Source organism: Rhodanobacter sp. T12-5 (assembly GCF_008329435.1).
Classification (GTDB): domain Bacteria; phylum Pseudomonadota; class Gammaproteobacteria; order Xanthomonadales; family Rhodanobacteraceae; genus Rhodanobacter.
In genome coordinates this window covers 16,462-36,344 of sequence record NZ_NPKN01000007.1, presented here as the reverse complement: position 1 = coordinate 36,344, position 19,883 = coordinate 16,462, and the positions used below count along the sequence as shown (strand labels likewise).

Here is a 19,883-nt window from a genome sequence, read left to right as displayed (position 1 = left end):
CATGTTCAATCACTTGCTCAGCCTGCTGATCTGGCTACCCGTCGTCGGTGCCATCCCGGTGTTGCTCGCCGGCGCGGCGCGACCCAACCTGGCCCGCTGGCTGTCGATGCTGGTGGCCGTGCTGACCTTCGTGGTCAGCCTGTTCCTGCTGCTGCAGTACAACGCCGATGCGGGCGGCATGCAGCTGGCCGAAAGCTACTTGTGGATCGCTTCGTGGGGCGTGCATTACGGGCTGGCGGTCGACGGCATCTCGGTGGCGCTGATCGTGATGACCACCTTCGTCGGCATCCTGGTGATCGCGGGCGCCTGGGAGGTCATCCAGGACAAGCCGCACCAGTACATGGCCGCGATGCTGATGCTGGAAGGCCTGCTGATCGGCGTGTTCTGCGCCACCGACGCACTGCTGTTCTATGCGCTGTTCGAGGCGATCCTGATCCCGATGTTCATCCTGATCGGCATATGGGGTGGTCCTCGCCGTGTGTATGCGACGCTGAAGTTCTTCATCTACACGTTCTTCGGCTCGGTCTTCATGCTGATCGCGCTGCTGTATCTGTATCAGAAGGCGCACACGTTCGACCTGGCCACGCTGGCGGCGCTGCCGCTGACGTTCAAGGAGCAAGCCTGGATCTTCTTCGCGTTCCTGATCGCGTTCGCGATCAAGGTGCCGATGGTGCCGGTGCACACCTGGCTGCCGGATGCCCACGTCGAGGCACCGACCGGAGGCTCGGTGGTGCTGGCCGCGGTGATGCTGAAGGTCGGCACGTACGGAATGCTTCGCTTCATCCTGCCGATCGTGCCGGACGCAGGTGCGCACTTCGCCTGGCTGATCATCGCGCTCAGCCTCATTGCGATCGTCTACATCGGCTATGTCGCGCTGGTGCAGGAGGACATGAAAAAGCTGGTGGCGTATTCGTCGGTGGCCCACATGGGCTTCGTCACCCTGGGCATCTTCATCGCGTTCGCGCTGGTGCGCGAGCAGGGCAGCACCGACATGGCGCTGCTCGGCATGCAGGGCGCGATGATCCAGATGATCTCGCACGGCTTCGTTTCCGGCGCGATGTTCACCTGCATCGGCGTGATGTACGACCGCTTGCACACGCGCCAGATCAAGGATTACGGCGGCGTCATCAACGTGATGCCGTGGTTCGGCTTCTTCTACGTGCTGTTCGCGATGGCCAATTGCGGCCTGCCGGGCACCAGCGGTTTCGTCGGCGAGTTCATGGTGATCCTGGCCAGCTTTGCCGCCAACCCCTGGATCGCACTGTTCGCCGCGTTCACGCTGATCATCGGTGCGGCCTACACGCTGTGGCTGGTCAAGCGCGTGCTGTGGGGCGAGATCACCAACCCGCACGTGGCCGAGATGAAGGAAATCAACGGCCGCGAGACGTTCGTGCTGGTGGCCTTTGCCGCTGCCGTGCTGGCGCTGGGCATCTGGCCGCAGCCGCTGGTCCACCTGATGGACAGCTCGGTGTCGCAACTGGTGCGACAGCTTGCCATTCACAAGATTTGATCGGGATCGAACATGCCAACCATCAATGACATCCTGATCCTGTTGCCGGAGTTCTACCTGGTGGCGGCAGCGTGCCTGCTGCTGTTGCTGGACGCTTTCATGAAATCGGAGCAGCGGCCGCTGCTGCACTGGATCTCGATCGCGGTATTGCTGGTTGCGATCTATCTGGTGATCGCCGGCCAGCCGGAGCAGGCGATCACCGCGTTCGGCGGCATGTTCGTGCGCGACGACGTAGCCGAGATCCTCAAGGTCTTCGCGCTGGGCACCACGGCCATGGTGTTCGTCTACGCGCGGCCGTACCTGATCGACCGCAAGCTGCTTGGCGGCGAGTTCTATACGCTGATGATCTTCGCGGTGATCGGCATCATGCTGCTGGTCTCGGCCGGCAACCTGGTGACCGTCTACCTGGGTCTGGAATTGTTGTCGTTGTCGTCGTATGCGCTGGTGGCGCTGAACCGCGATGCCAAGTTGCCGCCGGAAGCGGCGATCAAGTACTTCGTGCTGGGCGCGCTGGCCTCGGGCATGCTGCTGTACGGCATGTCGATGGTTTACGGCGCTTCGGGCATGGGTGGCACTCCAAGCCTGGACCTGGCCCAGTTGCACAACGTGATGAGCTACACCACGGCGCCGACCCTGCTGTTGTTCGGATTGATCTTCATGATCGTGGGCATCGGCTTCAAGCTGGGTGCCGCACCGTTCCACATGTGGATTCCCGACGTCTACCAGGGTGCGCCCACCCCGGTCACCACCTTCATCGCTTCAGGCTCGAAGCTGGCGGCGTTCGGCATGGCCTACCGCCTGCTCGATGCCGGCATGGGCGACCTGTCGCACCACTGGCAGCTGATGCTGGCCGTGCTGGCGGTGGCTTCGCTGGCGATCGGCAACCTGGTCGCAATCGTGCAGACCAACCTCAAGCGCATGCTGGCGTATTCGACCATCTCGCACATGGGCTACCTGTTGCTCGGCCTTTCCGCCGCCGGCCCGGAAGGCTATGCCGCTGCGATGTTCTACGCGATCTGCTACGCGCTGATGGGCGTGGCCGCGTTCGGCGTGATGCTGGCGCTGACCCGGGCGGGTTTCGAGTGCGAGGAAATCGCCGACCTGAAGGGGCTCAACCAGAAGTCGCCGTGGATGGCGTTCCTGATGCTGCTGGCGATGTTCTCGCTGGCCGGCGTGCCGCCGCTGTTCGGCTTCTGGGCCAAGGTGCTGGTGCTGGAGGCGGCGATCCACGCGAATATGCTGTGGCTGGCCATCGTCGGCATCGTGTTTGCCATCATCGGCCTGTACTACTACCTGTACGTGGTCAAGGTGATGTACTTCGACAAGCCGGCCGAAGACAGTGCGCTGCAGGTGCAACGGGACAAGCCGCTGCGCGTGGTGCTGTCGCTGAATGCATTGTCGCTATTGGTGCTGGGCATGTACTGGGGACCGCTGCTCGGCTGGTGCCGACGTGCGTTCGGTCTCTGAGCAACGATGGATTTGTTCACGACAAGGCTTGCAAGAAACCGGCCACCCCGGTAGACTCTTCGGACTCTGATGCGGGGTGGAGCAGTCTGGCAGCTCGTCGGGCTCATAACCCGAAGGTCGCAGGTTCGAATCCTGCCCCCGCTACCAGATCTTTCTTGATGCAAGAAAGCCTCCTCGTGAGGCTTTTTTGTTGGGCGCACGGATGCGTCGTGCCTGGTTGCTTCGGCAGCCCTGCGCACCGGAAAGAGCTGCATGAGGAGGGACATCGGCGAGATAAGGAAATGGGCCGTTGGAGCCCATTTTTTGTTTCTGCGGTTCGGAGAGCGAGTCGGAAAGGCAACCCATGGATACACAGGCACTGGCACAACGCTTCACCGGGGTACTGGCCGATCTGGGCCTGGAATGCCTTGGCGTGGAGTTCACCCCGTCGCACGGGCAGAGTACCCTGCGCGTCTATCTGGACTTGCTCGACAAGGAAGCGGGCGACGGCGAGCGGCGCGAAGTCGGTATCGAGGATTGCGAGACCGCCAGCCGCGAATTGTCCGCCCTGCTCGACGTGGAGGACCCGATCCCCGGCCATTACGTGCTGGAGGTTTCCTCGCCAGGACTGGATCGCCCGTTGTTCACCGCTGCACAGTTTGCGCGGGCCAGCGGACAGGAAGTGAAGTTGTTGTTGAAGACCATGCTGGAAGGGCGTCGTCGCCTGCGCGGCAAGCTGGTGTCGGTGGAAGGCGAACACATCGTGCTGGAAGCCGAAGGCAAGACATTCGAATTCGAGCACGCGCTGGTGGAAAGTGCGCGTGTGGTGCCGGACTGGGTGGCGCTTGGTTATGCGCCGCAGCCCAAGCGCGGCGGCAAGACAACGGCCCCCAAGGCCGCGAAAGAATAATCCGTCAGATTTGGTGGACACCGTTGGGTGTCCTATGGAGTTGCTGCAATGAGCAAAGAACTTTTGCTGGTCGTCGACGCGGTTGCCAATGAAAAGGGCGTGCCGCTGGAAGTGATTTTCGAGGCGATGGAGGCCGCGCTGGCTTCCGCCGCGAAGAAACGCTATCCGGAAGAGGAGCCCGACATCCGCGTGTCGATCGATCACAACACCGGCGAATACGAGACGTTCCGTCGCTGGGAAATCATCGCCGACGACGGCGAGATGGAATCGCCGTCGTACCAACTGCGCCTGATGGACGCGCTGGACGAGCGCGCCGACGCCGAAGTGGGCCAGTATATCGAGCAGCAGGTCGAGAACGCCGAGTTCGGTCGCATCGCCGCGCAGGCCGCCAAGCAGGTGATCGTGCAGCGCGTGCGCGAAGCCGAGCGCCAGCAGGTGGTCGATGCGTTCGCCGATCGCGTGGGCGAGCTGGTCACCGGCATCGTCAAGCGCGTCGAGCGCGGCAACATCTACCTGGACCTGGGCAGCAATGCCGAGGCGTTCATCCCGCGCGACAAGACGATTCCGCGCGAGTCGGCCCGCGTCGGCGACCGCGTGCGTGGTTATCTGTACGAAGTGCGTTCCGAGGCCCGCGGTCCGCAGCTGTTCGTGTCGCGTGCCGCGCCGGAATTCATGATCGAGCTGTTCAAGCTGGAAGTGCCGGAAGTCGGCCAGGGCCTGGTCGAGATCAAGGGCTGCGCCCGCGATCCGGGCGACCGCGCCAAGATCGCCGTGCTGGCCCATGACAGCCGCACCGATCCGATCGGTGCCTGCATCGGCATGCGCGGTTCGCGCGTGCAGGCGGTCTCCAACGACCTCAACGGCGAACGCGTCGACATCATCCTGTGGCACGAGAACCAGGCGCAGTACGTCATCAACGCGATGGCGCCGGCGGAAGTGCAGTCCATCATCATGGACGAGGAAAAGCACTCGATGGACATCGCGGTGGCCGAGGACAAGCTGTCCCAGGCGATCGGCCGGGGCGGCCAGAACGTGCGTCTCGCCAGCAAGCTGACCGGCTGGCAGCTCAACGTGATGACCCAGGACCAGGTCACCGCCAAGAGCGAGTCCGAGCAGGACGCCGCGCGGGCGCTGTTCATGGACAAGCTCGAAGTGGATCAGGAGATTGCCGTTATCCTCGTGCAGGAGGGTTTCTCCAGCGTCGAGGAAATCGCCTACGTGCCCAGCGCCGAGCTGCTGGCAGTGGAGGGCTTCGACGAGGACATCGTCGAGGAACTGCGCGCCCGTGCCCGCGATGCGCTGCTGACCGAGGCCCTGGCGGTGGAGGAGGGCGTCGACGAGCATCAGCCTTCCGAAGAGCTGCTGGCGCTGGAAGGCATGGACGAAACGACGGCCTATGCCTTGGCTGCCCGTGAAGTGAGCACGGTCGACGATCTGGCGGATCTGGCGGTGGACGACCTGATCGATATCGAGGGCATGGATGAAGAGCGGGCTGCAGCCCTCATCATGGCCGCGCGTGCGCCGATGATCGCGCGACTGGAGAAAGGCGGCTAACCGCGGACGGCAACACCCTGGATGGGTGTGCCAGGAAAGGTTCTCCTGAACCTTTCACCACGGATGGAGGTGGCGGCGCAGACAATGCCGCACAGATGATAAGCGCGGGAACGGCGGAGCAAAGAACACGATGTCGGACGTCACGATCAAACAACTCGCCCAGGTACTGGGTATGCCGGTCGACAAGCTGCTGACGCAGCTTGGCGAGGCGGGCATGAAATTTTCCGACCAGGAACAGGTCATCAGCAGCACCGAGAAGGTGAAGTTGCTGGGCTTCCTGCGCCGTACGCATGGCAAGAGCGAAACTGCCTCGGAGGTCGAGGACAGCGCGCCACGCCAGATCACCCTCAAGCGACGAACCGTCGGTGAGCTGAAAGTGGCCACGCCAGGCGGCCGCGGAGCCGCCGGCACGGCCAAGACGGTCAACGTCGAGGTACGTGCCAAGCGCACCTACGTCAAGCGCAGCGTGATCGCCGAGGAAGCCAGCGCCGAGCCCGAGCGCGAGGAAGCCGTGCGCAAGCTGCAGGAATCGCAGCAGCAGCGCGAACAGGAAGAACGCGAGCGGGTCGAGGCCGAGCAGCGCCGTCAGGAGGAAGCGCAGCAGCGCGCCCTCGATGAGCAGCAGCGGCACGCAGAAAAAGAACAAGCCCACGCCGAGGCCACCCGTGCCGCCGAGCCGGTCGCCGAAAGCCCGGTCGAGGCAGCGCCGGAACCGACAGTGGAAGTGAGCGCGCCGGATGTCGGCGATGACGCCGCCGTATCGGTCCAGCGCATGGATCAGCGGGACCTGGGCATGATCCTGCCGCGCATCCATGAGCCGCGCAAACGCGAAAAGCTGGTCAAGCCGGTACCGGCACCGGCGCCAGCGGCTGCACCCGCAGCGCCGGCAGCGCGTGTTGCCGGCGCTGCGGCCGCGCCAGCGACGGCGCCCGGCGACGCCAGCCGTGGCAAGCCCAAGCATGCGCGTGAACGCAACGACAGCGCCAACGGTGCCGGCGGCAAGGAAGGCCGGGATGGTGGGGGCAAGCGCTTTGCCGGCGGCCAGATGCATCTGAGCGAGGCCGATCGGGCTCGTCGTTCGTCCAGCAACAAGCGTGGCAAACCCGGTCGCGGCGGTCGCGAGATGCTTTCGCGCGGCAACAGTGCTGCGCCAACCGGTCCGCACGGCTTCTCGCGCCCCACCGCCCCGGTGGTGCGTGAGGTGGTGGTGGGCGACACCAACGTCGTTGCCGAGCTGGCCCAGAAAATGGCCGTCAAGGGTTCCGAGGTGGTCAAGGCGCTGTTCAAGATGGGCGTGATGGCGACCATCAACCAGACCGTCGACCACGACACCGCGGTGCTGGTGGTCGAGGAGCTCGGCCACACGCCGGTCGCCGACAATCAGAACAACGCCGAGGAAACGCTGGCGGCGCACACCCAGAACGTCGAACTGGAAGGCGAGAAAATCACCCGCCCGCCAGTGGTGACGATCATGGGTCACGTCGATCACGGCAAGACCTCGCTGCTCGACTACATCCGCCGCACCAAGGTCGCTTCCGGCGAAGCCGGCGGCATCACGCAGCATATCGGCGCGTATCACGTGGAAACCTCGAAGGGCGTGATCACCTTCCTGGATACACCCGGCCACGCGGCGTTCACCTCGATGCGCGCCCGTGGCGCGCAGTCGACCGACATCGTGATCCTGGTGGTGGCGGCCGATGACGGCGTGATGCCGCAGACGGTGGAAGCGGTGAAGCATGCACGCGCCGCCAAGGTGCCGCTGATCGTGGCCGTGAACAAGATGGACAAGGACGGCGCCAACCCGGACAACGTGAAGCAGGGTCTGGTGCAGTACGAAGTGGTGCCGGAAGACTGGGGCGGCGACGTCCAGTTCATCCCGGTGTCGGCCAAGACGGGCATGGGCGTCGAGGATCTGCTCGATGCGATCTCGGTGCAGGCCGAAGTGATGGAATTGAAGGCGGTGGCCGATGGTCGCGCCTCCGGCGTGGTGATCGAATCCAGCCTGGATCGCGGTCGCGGTCCGGTGGCTACCGTGCTGGTGCAGCAGGGCACGCTGCGCAAGGGCGACTTCGTGGTCTGCGGCGTCGAATACGGCCGCATGCGCGCGCTGATCGACGAAACCGGCAAGCAGGTCACCGAAGCCGGACCGTCGATTCCGGTGCAGGTGCTTGGCCTGTCCGGCGTGCCGGAAACCGGCGACGACTTCGTCTGCGTCGAGGACGAGCGCCTGGCCCGCGAAGTGGCCCAGGAGCGCGAGCTCAAGCGCCGCGAAACGCGCATGGTCAGCAAGAGCAACCGGCTCGAGGACATCATCGCCAAGATGGGCCAGGGCGTGGAGCAGCAGACGCTCAACATCCTGGTCAAGGGCGACGTGCAGGGTTCGGTCGAGGCGTTGCGCGAGTCGCTGACCCAGATCGGCAACGAGCGGGTCCGCGTCAACGTGGTCTCGTCCGGCGTCGGCGGCATCAACGAATCCGACGCCACCCTGGCGGCGGCTTCGAAGGCGCTGATCATCGGCTTCAACGTGCGTGCCGATGCCTCGGCGCGCAAGGTGATCGAGACCAACGGCCTGGACGTGCGCTACTTCTCGATCATCTACGACGTGATCGATCAGGTCACCCAGGCGGCCACCGGTTTGCTCGGCATGGAAGTGCGCGAGGACATCATCGGCACCGCCGAAGTGCGCGACGTGTTCCGCAGCTCCAAGTTCGGCGCCGTGGCCGGTTGCATGGTCACCGAAGGTACGGTCAAACGCAGCAAGCCGATCCGCGTGCTGCGTGACAACGTGGTGATCTTCGAGGGCGAGCTGGAATCGCTGCGCCGCTTCAAGGAACTGGTCGACGAGGTGCGCAACGGCATGGAATGCGGCATTGCCGTGAAGCAGTACAACGACGTCAAGCCGGGCGACCAGATCGAGTGCTTCGAACGTACCGAAGTGGCACGCACGCTTTAAAGCAGAAACGAGTGCGCAGGAGTGGGAAATGAGTGGGGCGCAAACGCTCTCTCTCGTTTCTCACTCCTCTCCACTCACTACTCAGGTTTTCCCTCATGCCTTCCCGCGATTTCAAACGTACTGACCGCATTGGTGCCGAGCTGCGCCGTGAGCTTGGCTTGCTGGTGCATGCGGCGGTGCGCGATCACGGCTTGCCGTCGGTCAGCGTGTCGGATGTGGAGATCACCCGTGACCTGGATTGGGCCACGGTGTGGGTTACTGCGCTGATGCCCGAACAGGGGCTTCCCGCGGTGAAGGCGTTGAACGAGATGGGTCACGAGATCCGCCACGCGCTGGCGCACAGCGGCATGCGCATGCGCCGGGTGCCGGAGCTCAAGTTCAAGTACGACGACTCGGTCGACAAGGGCGAGCGCATCGAGTCGCTGCTGCGCCAGCAGGCGCGCGACCTGGCTGCGCCGGATGGCGGCAAGCAGGATTGAGACGCCACGCTGGGTATCGCTGAACCGATGAGTCGTCTGCCGCGTATTCAATACCGCCAACTGCATGGCATCGTGTTGCTCGACAAGCCCTCGGGCCTGAGTTCCAACCAGGCGCTGCAGGCCGTGCGCAAACTGCTGCGTGCGGCCAAGGGCGGCCACACCGGTGCGCTCGATCCGCTGGCCACCGGCCTGCTCCCGCTGTGTTTCGGCGAAGCGACCAAACTGGCCGGCAGCCTGCTCGGCGCGCGCAAGGCGTATCTGGCCGAGTGCCGGCTTGGCCTCACCACCGAGACCGCCGACAGCGAAGGCGAGGTCGTGCAGCAGCGTGCGGTACCCGAGCTCGACGAAACCACGATCGAATCGGCGCTGGCCAGATTGCGCGGCCACATCCTGCAGGTACCACCGATGTATTCGGCGCTGAAGCAGGATGGCGAGCGGCTGTATGTGAAGGCGCGCCGCGGCGAAACCGTCGAGGTGCCACCGCGCGAGGTGGATGTATACCGGCTCGATCTGCTGGCGCGCGAGGGTCACACGCTGCAACTTCTGGTGGAGTGCGGTTCCGGCACCTATGTGCGTTCGCTGGCGGTGGATCTGGGCGAAGACCTCGGCTGCGGCGCGCACCTGACCGCGTTGCGCCGGATCTGGGTCGAACCGTTCCGCGAACCGCAGATGGTGACGCTGGAACAATTGCAGCAGGCGGCGGAGCAGGGCGATGAAGCCTTGCTGGCGCACTTGCTGCCGGTCTCGGCCGGCTTGTCCGATCTACCCGTCCTGCATCTGGACGAAACACAGAGCATGGCGATCTCACGCGGCCAGCAGATTGTCCTGCCGGGCCTGCAGGAAGTGGGTAGATGTGCGGCATTTGCCAGCGATGGTGCATTGCTGGCACTGCTGGAACCGGACGATGAGGGCCGCGCGCGCGTCCTGCGTGGCTTCAACCTGCCGCCAGACTGAGGAATTTGCGCCGATAACCGGCTGCGCACTTGTTGTAACACCGCTCCCATCAGTAGAATAGACAAGTTATTTCAACGCTTTCATTCATCTAGGCGAAGCTTGTGCTTGCGTCATCGCGATGATGCAAGCACAAGCTTCGCATCGCCTTTCCAAGGAACGTATATCCATGTCTCTTACCGCAGAACAGACCGGCAAGATCATTGCTGATTTCGGCCGCGTGCCGAACGACACCGGTTCGACCGAAGTCCAGGTGGCGCTGCTGTCCGCCCGCATCGACCACCTCACCGGCCACTTCAAGGAACACAAGCAGGATCACCATTCCCGCCGTGGCCTGCTGAAGCTGGTCAACCAGCGCAAGCGTCTGCTCAGCTACCTGAAGGATCGCGATCTCGCGCGCTACCAGACCCTGATCGAACGCCTCGGCCTGCGTCGGTAATTCGCGTGCGTTCATCCATGAACGCACAGATCAAGAGGCGCCCATCCGTGGGCGCACTTCTCAATCAGATCAGGAATTAAGCACGTGGCAAAAGTAACCAAGTCATTCCAGTACGGTAATCACGAAGTCACGCTGGAGACGGGCGAAATTGCCCGCCAGGCATCCGGTGCGGTCATGGCCAGCATGGGCGGCACCGTGGTGCTGGTCACCGCCGTTGCCGCGACCAAGCAGAAGGAAGGCCAGGATTTCTTCCCGCTCACTGTCGATTACGTCGAGAAGTTCTATTCCGCCGGCCGCATTCCCGGCGGTTTCTTCAAGCGCGAAGGCCGTCCGACCGAGAAGGAGACGCTGACCTCGCGCCTGATCGATCGTCCGGTGCGCCCGCTGTTCCCGGATGACTTCAAGAACGAAGTGCAGGTCATCGCGCAGGTTGTCTCGCTGAATCCGGAAGTTGACGGCGACATCGTGGCGCTGCTCGGCGCCTCCGCCGCGCTGAGCCTGGCCGGCATCCCGTTCAAGGGTCCGATCGGCGCTGCCCGCGTCGGCTACGCCAACGGCAAGTACCTGCTGAACCCGTCGGCCACCGAACTGAAGACCTCCGAACTGGACCTGGTCGTCGCCGGTACCGCCGGTGCCGTGCTGATGGTGGAATCCGAAGCCAAGCTGCTGTCCGAGGACGTAATGCTCGGCGCAGTGATGTTCGGCCACCAGCAGATGCAGACCGCGATCCGCGCGATCGCCGAACTGGCCACCGAGGCCGGCAAGCCGTCGTGGGACTGGCAGGCGCCGGCGCGCAACGAGTCGCTGGTCGCTGCCGTCAAGGGCGCGGTCGGCGATCAGCTGGCTGCAGCGTTCCAGGTGCGTGACAAGCTAGAGCGTCGCGACGCGATCTCCGCGATCAAGGCCGACGTGCTGGCCGGGCTCAAGGCACAGGCCGAAGAAAACGGCTGGTCCACCGCCGCGATGGCCAAGGAATTCGAGGAACTCGAATACCACACCATGCGCGACAGCGTGCTGAAGACCAAGGTGCGCATAGACGGCCGCCAGCTCGACGACGTGCGCGCGATCACCGCCCGTGTCGGCGTGCTGCCGCGTACGCATGGTTCGGCGCTGTTCACCCGCGGCGAGACGCAGGCTCTGGTCGTGATCACGCTGGGCACCACGCGCGACGCGCAGATCATCGACGCGCCGGGCGGCGAGTCGAAGGATCCGTTCCTGTTCCACTACAACTTCCCGCCGTTCTCGGTGGGTGAGGCCGGTCGTTTTGGCGCCCCGAAGCGTCGCGAGATCGGCCACGGCCGTCTCGCCAAGCGTGGCGTGCAGGCGGTGAAGCCGACAATCGAGGAATTCCCGTACGTGGTGCGCGTGGTCTCGGAAATCACCGAGTCCAACGGTTCCTCGTCGATGGCTTCGGTGTGCGGCTCCTCGCTGGCGATGATGGATGCCGGCGTGCCGCTGAAGGCGCCGGTGGCCGGTATCGCGATGGGTCTGGTCAAGGAAGGCGGCGACTTCGTGGTGCTGTCCGACATCCTGGGCGACGAGGATCATCTCGGCGACATGGATTTCAAGGTGGCCGGCAGTGCCGACGGCATTTCCGCGCTGCAGATGGACATCAAGATCGACGGCATCACCGAAGAGATCATGAAGGTGGCGCTGGAACAGGCCAAGCGTGGCCGCCTGCATATCCTCGGCGAGATGAGCAAGGCGCTCACCACAGCTCGCACCGAAATGAGCGAATACGCCCCGCGTCTGATCACCATCAAGATCCACCCGGACAAGATCCGCGAAGTGATCGGCAAGGGCGGCGCCACGATCCGTTCGATCACCGAAGAGACCGGCACCACGATCGACATCAGCGACGACGGCACCATCATCGTCGGCTCGGTCAATCGCGAGGCGGGCGAAGCGGCGAAGAAGCGCATCGAGCAGATCGTCTCCGACGTCGAGCCGGGTCGCATCTACGAAGGCAAGGTCGCCAAGCTGATGGACTTCGGTGCATTCGTCACGATCATGCCGGGCAAGGATGGTCTGGTGCACGTGTCGCAGATCTCCGACGAGCGCGTCGAGAAGGTTTCGGACAAGCTCAAGGAAGGCGACATCGTCAAGGTCAAGGTGCTCGAAGTCGACAAGCAGGGCCGCATCCGCCTGTCGATGAAGGCAGTGACCGAGGACGAGCGCGCAGGCGGTGCCACTGCCTGAGTTTTTCCTTGCAAGATGCGATTTCACAGGGCCCGGCGCATGCCGGGCCTTGTGCGTTCTGGCAGGGTGATTTTGTGACACACGCTTTTGCTAGGATGGATGGACCTTGTACGAGGATGTACCGATGGCCGACCCGGCAAACGATTTCATCAGGGACTACCAGTCGCTGGCGCAGCAATCATGGGATGCCTGGACACGCCAGTTGCAACAGCAGCAACCCCAACCTGCCGCTGCCAATCCGTTCTTCACGTCGCCGACAGCGGCGACTTCCGGCAACGACACTTTGGAACGCACGCTGGCTGGTCTGAAGGGTTATTTCGACTGGATGCAGGGCGCCGCCCTCAACGGTGCCGCGGCCCAGCCAGTGGATTGGCGTCAGCAACTGCAGCAACTGTTCGGTGGCGCCAGCCAGCCGTTTGCACAGGCGTTCGGCGGCATCGACAGTGCTGGCGCGGAAGGCTTTGCGCGGCAGTGGCAATCCTGGATGCAGGCGGCGCAGCACGGCGGCTTTGGCGACCTGCCGGGTGCGCATGGGCCGACGCCGGCGTTTGGTCAGGATCGCGAACAACAAATGAAGCAGCAGGCGATGGCGGCTGCCGTGCTGGAATCGTTGCAGGCTTCAGCGCGTTATCAGGCGTTGATTCAGCGTTCCAACGCACAGGCGATGCAGCGCCTGCAGGACAAGTTGGCGGAGCGTGCCGAGCCGGGCCGCCAGATCGACTCGCTGAAGGCGCTGTACGACTTGTGGGTGGACGCCGCTGAAGAGGCGTATGCCGAGATCGCGCTGACCGATGAGTTTCGCGAGGTCTACGGCAACATGGTCAATACGCAGATGCGCGTGCGCCAGATGCAGCAACAGCAGACCGAACAGTTCTGCCAGCAACTCGGCATGCCGACGCGCAGCGAGGTGTCGAGCCTCGGCGAGCGATTGCAGGCCTTGCGCCGTGAATTTCGCGCCAGCCAGGCAACGGCGACCGAAGATCGTGCCGACGAGATCATGGCGCTGCGTCGCGAACTTTCTGCGCTGAAGCGCCAGGTTGCGAACGGGGCCAAGGTAGCACCCGTGGTGAAGAAGGTTGCTTCGATCAAACGATCGACTTCGGCGGTAAAGAAGTCCGTTTCGAAAACTCCGGCAAAGGTCCGCACGACGGTGGCCGGCAAGGCCAAGCCTGCTGCCGCATCCAAATCCCGCCCCAGTCCGCGCAAGCGCAAGTAAGGAGACATCGCCATGTACACGCCATTGCGCATCGACCCGACCAAGGCCCTTGGCGATATCGCCGCGTTCCAGCGCAAGCTCGCCGCCGGCATGGGCCATCTGCGCAGCATGCACGAGCCCGAGTACGCGAACACCCCGCGCGAGCTGGTCTACAGCGAGGACAAGCTGAAGGTGTGGCATTTCACCGGGCACGGCCAGGCCAAATCGAAGACGCCATTGCTGATCGTCTACGCACTGGTCAACACGGTGTGGATGACCGACCTGCAAGCCGACCGTTCGATGGTGCGCAACCTGCTCGAGCAAGGTGAGGACGTCTACCTGATCGACTGGGGCTATCCCGATGGCGCCGATCGCTGGCTGACCCTGGACGACTACATCAATGGCTATCTCGACCGCTGCGTCGATGCGGTGCGCAAACGTCACGATCTCGATGCGATCAACCTGCTCGGCATCTGCCAGGGTGGCGCGTTCTCGCTGTGCTATACCGCGCTGCACGCGGACAAGGTGAAGAACCTGATCACCATGGTCACGCCGGTGGATTTCCACACACCGGACAACATGCTGTCGAGCTGGTGCCGCAACATGGATGTGGACCTGTTCGTCGACACCATGGGCAATATCCCCGCCGGGCTGATGAACTACGTCTACCTTACGCTGAAGCCGGTGCGACTGAACCAGCAGAAGTACATCGGCCTGGTCGACATTCTCGACAACCCGACCGAGCTGGAAAACTTCCTGCGCATGGAGCGCTGGATCTTCGATTCACCCGACCAGGCTGGCGAGGCGTTCCGCCAGTTCATCAAGGATTTCTACCAGGGCAACAAGCTGGTCAAGGGTACGCTTCAGATCGGCGGCCAGCCGGTCGATCTGGGCATGATCACCCAGCCGGTACTGAACATCTTCGCCGAGCAGGATCATCTGGTGCCGCCGGACGCGTCGCGCGCGTTGGGCAAGCACGTGGGTACCACCGACTACACCCAGCTCGCGTTCAAGGGTGGCCACATCGGCATCTACGTGTCCGGGCGCGCACAACGCGAAGTGCCGCCGGCGATTCACCAGTGGTTGGCGGAGCGGTCCCGCTGAGTTCAGCGCGATGAAGGTGGGTGGTCAGCTCCGCGTTCAAGAGCGATTCCTGCCTTCGCAGGAATGACCAAACAAAAGAACTGGCACGCCAGCCCATCACCCCACCATCGTCATTCCCGCGAAGGCAGGAATCGCACTCAATCCGAGGCAACGCGCCCCTTGGCCGGGCACGCCGGCGGCCACGCTTCGGCACCGTCCGGCTGCCAGACGTAGAACTCGCCGGAGCGCGGCTCCTTTGTGTCGCGCGAGAACAGCAGGGATTTTCCGCTTGGCGAGAATGCCGCGCCGATTTCGCTGCCGTTGACGTTCACCGCCGGCCCGAGGCTGCGGCGCTCGCTCCAGCCATTCTCTTGGCGCTCGCTCTGGTACAGGCCGCCATCGGCCATCACGATCAGCCGCTGGCCGTCGGGTGAGGGTAGTGGTTCATACTCATCGCCCGGCGTATTGATCGCCTTGCCCAGGTTCTCCACCTGCCAATGGCCCGGGCGATCTTCGCGGGCACGCCAGATATCGGTCTTGCCGAAACCGCCCGGGCGCCCGGAACCGAAGTACAGCCAGCCGTCCGCTCCAGGGCGCGGAAACCACTCCTGTCTGCGCGAATTGACCGGCGGCGGCAACCGTCGCGGCTCGCCCCAGTTGCCCTCATCGCCGCGATCGACCTCCCAGATGTCGAGATCCTTGTGCTTCTGGCCATCGGTCGAACGGGTGGAGATGAAATACAGGCGTTTGCCATCGGAGGTAATGAAGGGATCGGCCTCCACGCCATCACCTGCGAAGCTGGCATCGACAGGTGTGCCCCAGCCGTCGGCGTTGCAGTGGCTGACCATGATTCGCCAGCCGCGGAAGCTCGGTGAGCTGCGCACGAAATAGAAGTCGCCGTGTTCGGGATCAAAGGCGCCGTGCGACTCGAACAACTCCGATGCAATGTGCGGCGGCGTCCATGGCACTGCGGCAGTCGTGATCGGCGCCGCGGTCGCACGCACGATCATGCTCGCGCCGAGCAGGCCCAGGACGAGCGAAAGGTGCCAACCGGTTGTGCGGTTCGGGTGGCGATTGCCGCTCGTCATGCGCGTACTCCCGTGGTGTCGTCGGGACAACTATAAGACGGTCGCAGAGCGGCCGAACGTGCCCGGGCGCATGCTACGCTTTCCTTTTTCATGCATGCAGCCCGACAGCCAATGACGATTTCGCCGACGCCGACCCGCGAACACGATTCCATCCGTGCCGTGCAGTGGCAGGGAGATCATTTGCGACTGCTCGATCAGCGCCTGCTGCCGGCTGAAGAACGCTGGATCGATTGCCGCGACGCGGATCAGGTCACCCAGGCGATCCGCGATCTGGTGGTGCGTGGAGCGCCGGCCATCGGCATCGCTGCAGCCTGGGGCGTGGCGATGGCCGCGCGGCAGGGAGCGGCGCTGGAGCCCGTGTTGGCAATGTTGCGTGCCGCACGTCCCACGGCGGTGAACTTGATGTGGGCATTGGATCGGATGAAGAGGCGTATCGCCGCCGGTGCCGATGCCGACGCACTGGTGTGCGAGGCGCAGGCGATCCAGGACGAAGACCTGGCTGCCAATCGTCACATGGGTGAGCTGGGCGCTTCACTGATCACCGCCGGTTCGGGTGTGCTGACCCATTGCAATACGGGCTCGCTGGCCACCGCCGGTTACGGCACGGCGCTGGGCGTGATCCGTGCGGGCGTGGCGGCGGGGCGGATTGCGCGCGTCTATGCCGGCGAAACCCGGCCATGGCAGCAGGGTGCGCGGCTGACCATGTGGGAGCTGGTGCACGACGGAATCCCGGCCCAATTGATCGCCGATTCCGCTGCTGCGCACCTGATGAAATCCGGTGACGTGCAATGGGTGATCGTGGGTGCCGACCGCATCGCCGCGAACGGAGATACCGCGAACAAGATCGGCACTTACCAACTGGCGATCGCCGCGAAATACCACGGCGTGAAATTCATGGTGGTGGCACCGTCCTCGACCGTCGACATGGCGACCGGTTCCGGCGAGGAAATCGAGATCGAGCTGCGCGACGCGACCGAACTGCTGAACACGGCCGGCAAACGTACCGTGGTCGATGGTGCGCAGGCATGGAACCCGGTGTTCGACGTGGCGCCCGCCGAACTTATCGATGCGATCGTCACCGAGCGTGGGGTGATCGAGCGGCCGAACAGCATCTCGATGCAGGCAATGTTTGGTTGGTGAGCGCACTGCCTCGAGCCTTTGCAAGGGTGCCCTGAACCCATCGTGTTGCCGGATTTGGCAGTCGGCGAGGCGGCTGTCCGCGCCTGTCAGGGCTACATTGTCACGTCCACTTCTGATCAAATTTTCAGCAGTCTGCGGGGCGCTTTCCACGTACTGCGAAACGCCAGTGCAACTCATTGATTTCAAACAACTAAATCCTGTCGTTTCGCGGCTCTCCGTGTTACAATCAGCGAGTTGATTTCGGGTCGCTTGCGCATGCGCTGGAGGCGCGGCGCCAGCGTCCTTTTTTTGTCATCAAGGAAGCCGATTCATGGCAGAACTCGCCAAAGAAATCATTCGTGTCAACATCGAAGACGAGATGCGCCAGAGCTATCTCGATTACGCCATGAGCGTGATCGTGGGCCGCGCCCTCCCGGATGTACGCGATGGCCTGAAACCCGTGCATCGTCGCGTGCTGTTCGCGATGAATGAACTGGGCAATGTGTACAACAAGCCATACAAGAAGTCGGCCCGCGTAGTCGGTGACGTGATCGGTAAATACCATCCGCATGGCGATCAGTCGGTATACGACGCGATCGTGCGCATGGCGCAGCCGTTCTCGCTGCGCTACATGCTGGTAGACGGCCAGGGCAACTTCGGTTCGGTCGACGGCGACAACGCCGCCGCGATGCGTTACACCGAAGTGCGCATGTCGCGGCTCACCCACGAGCTGCTTGCCGACATCGACAAGGACACCGTCGATTTCGGCTTCAACTACGACGAAAGCGAGCGCGAACCGCTGGTGCTGCCGTCGCGCGTGCCGAACCTGCTGATCAACGGTTCGGCCGGTATTGCCGTGGGCATGGCCACCAATATCCCGCCGCACAACCTCAACGAGGTGATTGCGGCAACGATTGCGCTGATCGACGAGCCCGCGCTCTCGATCGACGAATTGATGCACTACATCCCCGGCCCGGACTTTCCCACCCAGGGCATCATCAACGGTTCGTCCGGCATCATCGAGGCGTACCGCACCGGTCGCGGCCGCATCCTGGTGCGTGCCAGGGCCGAAATCGAGACCGAGTCGAACGGCCGCGAGACGATCATCGTCCATGAGCTGCCGTACCAGGTGAACAAGGCGCGGCTGATCGAGAAGATCGCCGAGCTGGTGAAGGAAAAGAAGCTCGAAGGCATCAGCGAACTGCGCGACGAATCCGACAAGGACGGCATGCGCATCGTCATCGAGATCCGCAAGGATGCGATGGGCGACGTGGTGCTGAACAACCTGTTCCAGCAGACCCAGATGCAGGTGACGTTCGGCATCAACATGGTGGCGCTGCTGGACGGCCAGCCGCGGCTGCTGAACCTCAAGGACATCCTCGAAGCGTTCATCCGCCATCGGCGCGAAGTGGTTACCCGTCGCACCATCTTCGAACTGCGCAAGGCGCGTGCCCGCGCGCACATCCTCGAAGGCTTGACCGTCGCGCTGGCCAACATCGACGAGATGATCGAGCTGATCAAGACCTCGTCGTCGCCGGCCGAGGCGCGCGAGCGCATGGTGGCGCGTCACTGGGAGGCAGGCCTCGTGCGTGCGCTGTTGTCGGCGACCGGTGCCGATGCATCGCGACCGGAGGACATGGATCCGCGTGATGGCCTGAAGGCCGACGGTTACCAGCTGTCCGAAGCGCAGGCACTGGAAATCCTGGCGATGCGTCTGCATCGCCTGACCGGGCTGGAACAGGAGAAGCTTTCCGACGAGTACCGGCAGATCCTCGAAGCCATCCGCGGCCTCATCGAAATCCTGGAAAATCCCCAGCGTCTGCTCGAGGTGATCCGCAGCGAGCTCGATGCGGTCAAGGCCGAATTCGGCGATGCCCGCCGCACCGAAATCCAGCATTCGCAGGAAGATCTCAACGTCCTGGACCTGATTGCGCCGGAAGACATGGTCGTGACGTTGTCGCACACCGGCTATATCAAGCGGCAGCCGGCCAGCACCTACCGCTCGCAGAAGCGCGGCGGCAAGGGGCGTTCGGCTTCTGCCTTGAAGGACGAGGACGTCGTCGAGCAGTTGTGGGTGGTCAACACGCATGACACCCTGCTCACGTTCACCAGCACCGGCCGGGTCTACTGGCAGAAGGTCTACCAGATCCCCGAATCCGGTCCGGGCGCGCGCGGCAAGCCGATCATCAACCTGTTGCCGTTGGGCGAAGGCGAGAAAGTGCAGGCGGTGTTGCCGATCCGCGAGTACGGCGAGGATCGTTTCGTGTTTTTTGCCACGAAACGAGGCACGGTGAAGAAGACGCCGTTGACCGAGTTCGCGTTCCAGCTGCAGAGGGGCAAGCTCGCGATCAAGCTTCACGACGACGACGCCCTGGTCAATGTCGAACTCACCGATGGCAACAGCGACATCCTGCTGTTCGCCTCCAACGGCAAGGTCAATCGTTTCGACGAAAACACCGTGCGCTCGATGGGCCGCACGGCGGCCGGCGTGCGCGGCATGAAGCTGGCCAAGGACGCCCACGTGGTATCGCTGATCGTGGCCGCCGACGGCGACATCCTCACCGCGACCGAGCGTGGCTACGGCAAGCGCACCCAGCTGGTCGAGTTCACCAAGAAGGGTCGCGGTACCCAGGGCGTGATCGGCATCCAGTGCTCCGAGCGCAATGGTGCACTCGTCGCTGCGGTACAGGTCACCGAGGCGCACGAACTGATGCTGATCTCCGACCAGGGAACGCTGGTGCGTACTCGGGTGGCGGAAGTCTCGCAGCTCGGCCGCAATACCCAGGGTGTCACCCTGATTCGCCTGCCCAAGGACGAGACACTGGTCAGCGTGATGCGGCTGGACGCGGAAGAGGACAACGGCGAGGATGCCGTGGCTACCGATGCCAATGTACCGACCGGTGACGACGGCTCCAGTTCCAGTGGCGTCGAAGCAGTAGGCACCGATGAGTAAGCTG

Annotated in this window: 14 protein-coding genes and 1 tRNA gene; 14 read left to right on the top strand and 1 reads right to left on the bottom strand. The window is 63.6% G+C overall.

Going from position 1 to position 19,883, the window contains the following annotated elements; genetic code table 11:
• Window position 1 precedes the first annotated feature (1 nt).
• The 12 genes from CIW53_RS13850 to CIW53_RS13795 all read left to right on the top strand — a co-directional run bounded on the left by CIW53_RS13850 (window position 2) and on the right by CIW53_RS13795 (window position 14,740).
• Window positions 2–1,510, top strand: coding sequence for an NADH-quinone oxidoreductase subunit M (locus tag CIW53_RS13850; RefSeq protein WP_149365313.1), 1,509 nt, complete (start codon window positions 2–4; stop codon window positions 1,508–1,510).
• A gap of 12 nt (window positions 1,511–1,522) precedes the next feature.
• Window positions 1,523–2,977, top strand: a complete 1,455-nt coding sequence (nuoN, locus tag CIW53_RS13845; RefSeq protein WP_149365312.1) for an NADH-quinone oxidoreductase subunit NuoN — start codon at window positions 1,523–1,525, stop codon at window positions 2,975–2,977.
• A gap of 70 nt (window positions 2,978–3,047) precedes the next feature.
• Window positions 3,048–3,124 (top strand) — tRNA-Met (locus CIW53_RS13840).
• A 196-nt stretch (window positions 3,125–3,320) separates the two neighbouring features.
• The gene (gene rimP, locus CIW53_RS13835) at window positions 3,321–3,866 is read left to right on the top strand and encodes a ribosome maturation factor RimP (RefSeq protein WP_149365311.1); all 546 of its coding nucleotides are present in this window, start codon (window positions 3,321–3,323) and stop codon (window positions 3,864–3,866) included.
• Window positions 3,867–3,914: 48 nt separating this feature from the next.
• On the top strand, window positions 3,915–5,420 hold the full coding sequence (nusA, locus tag CIW53_RS13830; protein ID WP_149365310.1) for a transcription termination factor NusA: 1,506 nt from the start codon (window positions 3,915–3,917) through the stop codon (window positions 5,418–5,420).
• A 130-nt stretch (window positions 5,421–5,550) separates the two neighbouring features.
• Window positions 5,551–8,373: a translation initiation factor IF-2 gene (gene infB / locus CIW53_RS13825; protein ID WP_149365309.1), complete on the top strand. Its 2,823-nt coding sequence runs from the start codon at window positions 5,551–5,553 to the stop codon at window positions 8,371–8,373.
• 95 nt (window positions 8,374–8,468) lie between these two features.
• Window positions 8,469–8,852 carry a 30S ribosome-binding factor RbfA gene (gene rbfA, locus CIW53_RS13820; protein ID WP_149365308.1) on the top strand — a complete coding sequence of 128 codons (384 nt, stop codon included), beginning with the start codon at window positions 8,469–8,471 and terminating at the stop codon, window positions 8,850–8,852.
• A 27-nt stretch (window positions 8,853–8,879) separates the two neighbouring features.
• Complete coding sequence (gene truB / locus CIW53_RS13815; protein WP_149365307.1) at window positions 8,880–9,806, top strand: tRNA pseudouridine(55) synthase TruB; 927 nt, start codon at window positions 8,880–8,882, stop codon at window positions 9,804–9,806.
• 166 nt (window positions 9,807–9,972) lie between these two features.
• Window positions 9,973–10,242, top strand: a complete 270-nt coding sequence (rpsO, locus tag CIW53_RS13810) for a 30S ribosomal protein S15 (RefSeq protein ID WP_007513234.1) — start codon at window positions 9,973–9,975, stop codon at window positions 10,240–10,242.
• 84 nt (window positions 10,243–10,326) lie between these two features.
• Window positions 10,327–12,441: a polyribonucleotide nucleotidyltransferase gene (pnp, locus tag CIW53_RS13805; RefSeq protein ID WP_149365306.1), complete on the top strand. Its 2,115-nt coding sequence runs from the start codon at window positions 10,327–10,329 to the stop codon at window positions 12,439–12,441.
• A gap of 124 nt (window positions 12,442–12,565) precedes the next feature.
• The gene (locus tag CIW53_RS13800; protein WP_149365305.1) at window positions 12,566–13,657 is read left to right on the top strand and encodes a poly(R)-hydroxyalkanoic acid synthase subunit PhaE; all 1,092 of its coding nucleotides are present in this window, start codon (window positions 12,566–12,568) and stop codon (window positions 13,655–13,657) included.
• 12 nt (window positions 13,658–13,669) lie between these two features.
• Window positions 13,670–14,740: a class III poly(R)-hydroxyalkanoic acid synthase subunit PhaC gene (locus CIW53_RS13795; RefSeq protein WP_149365304.1), complete on the top strand. Its 1,071-nt coding sequence runs from the start codon at window positions 13,670–13,672 to the stop codon at window positions 14,738–14,740.
• 137 nt (window positions 14,741–14,877) lie between these two features.
• Here CIW53_RS13795 and CIW53_RS13790 read toward each other — a convergent pair whose 3' ends face one another.
• Window positions 14,878–15,807, bottom strand: a complete 930-nt coding sequence (locus CIW53_RS13790) for a PD40 domain-containing protein (RefSeq protein ID WP_149365303.1) — start codon at window positions 15,805–15,807, stop codon at window positions 14,878–14,880.
• Between the two features lie 111 nt (window positions 15,808–15,918).
• Here CIW53_RS13790 and mtnA point away from each other — a divergent pair, with 111 nt between their 5' ends.
• Window positions 15,919–16,947 carry an S-methyl-5-thioribose-1-phosphate isomerase gene (mtnA, locus tag CIW53_RS13785; RefSeq protein WP_149365302.1) on the top strand — a complete coding sequence of 343 codons (1,029 nt, stop codon included), beginning with the start codon at window positions 15,919–15,921 and terminating at the stop codon, window positions 16,945–16,947.
• Between the two features lie 310 nt (window positions 16,948–17,257).
• The gene (gene gyrA, locus CIW53_RS13780; RefSeq protein WP_149365301.1) at window positions 17,258–19,879 is read left to right on the top strand and encodes a DNA gyrase subunit A; all 2,622 of its coding nucleotides are present in this window, start codon (window positions 17,258–17,260) and stop codon (window positions 19,877–19,879) included.
• The last annotated feature ends 4 nt before the right edge of the window (window positions 19,880–19,883 follow it).

Excerpts from the sequence above, each read along its gene's own strand:
- gyrA (WP_149365301.1), top strand. The coding sequence starts at position 17,258 with ATGGCAGAACTCGCCAAAGAAATCATTCGTGTCAACATCGAAGACGAG.
- infB (WP_149365309.1), top strand. The coding sequence starts at position 5,551 with ATGTCGGACGTCACGATCAAACAACTCGCCCAGGTACTGGGTATGCCG.
- CIW53_RS13800 (WP_149365305.1), top strand. The coding sequence starts at position 12,566 with ATGGCCGACCCGGCAAACGATTTCATCAGGGACTACCAGTCGCTGGCG.
- rimP (WP_149365311.1), top strand. The coding sequence starts at position 3,321 with ATGGATACACAGGCACTGGCACAACGCTTCACCGGGGTACTGGCCGAT.
- CIW53_RS13850 (WP_149365313.1), top strand. The coding sequence starts at position 2 with ATGTTCAATCACTTGCTCAGCCTGCTGATCTGGCTACCCGTCGTCGGT.
- CIW53_RS13795 (WP_149365304.1), top strand. The coding sequence starts at position 13,670 with ATGTACACGCCATTGCGCATCGACCCGACCAAGGCCCTTGGCGATATC.
- truB (WP_149365307.1), top strand. The coding sequence starts at position 8,880 with ATGAGTCGTCTGCCGCGTATTCAATACCGCCAACTGCATGGCATCGTG.
- rbfA (WP_149365308.1), top strand. The coding sequence starts at position 8,469 with ATGCCTTCCCGCGATTTCAAACGTACTGACCGCATTGGTGCCGAGCTG.
- CIW53_RS13790 (WP_149365303.1), bottom strand. The coding sequence starts at position 15,807 with ATGACGAGCGGCAATCGCCACCCGAACCGCACAACCGGTTGGCACCTT.
- mtnA (WP_149365302.1), top strand. The coding sequence starts at position 15,919 with ATGACGATTTCGCCGACGCCGACCCGCGAACACGATTCCATCCGTGCC.
- nuoN (WP_149365312.1), top strand. The coding sequence starts at position 1,523 with ATGCCAACCATCAATGACATCCTGATCCTGTTGCCGGAGTTCTACCTG.
- nusA (WP_149365310.1), top strand. The coding sequence starts at position 3,915 with ATGAGCAAAGAACTTTTGCTGGTCGTCGACGCGGTTGCCAATGAAAAG.
- rpsO (WP_007513234.1), top strand. The coding sequence starts at position 9,973 with ATGTCTCTTACCGCAGAACAGACCGGCAAGATCATTGCTGATTTCGGC.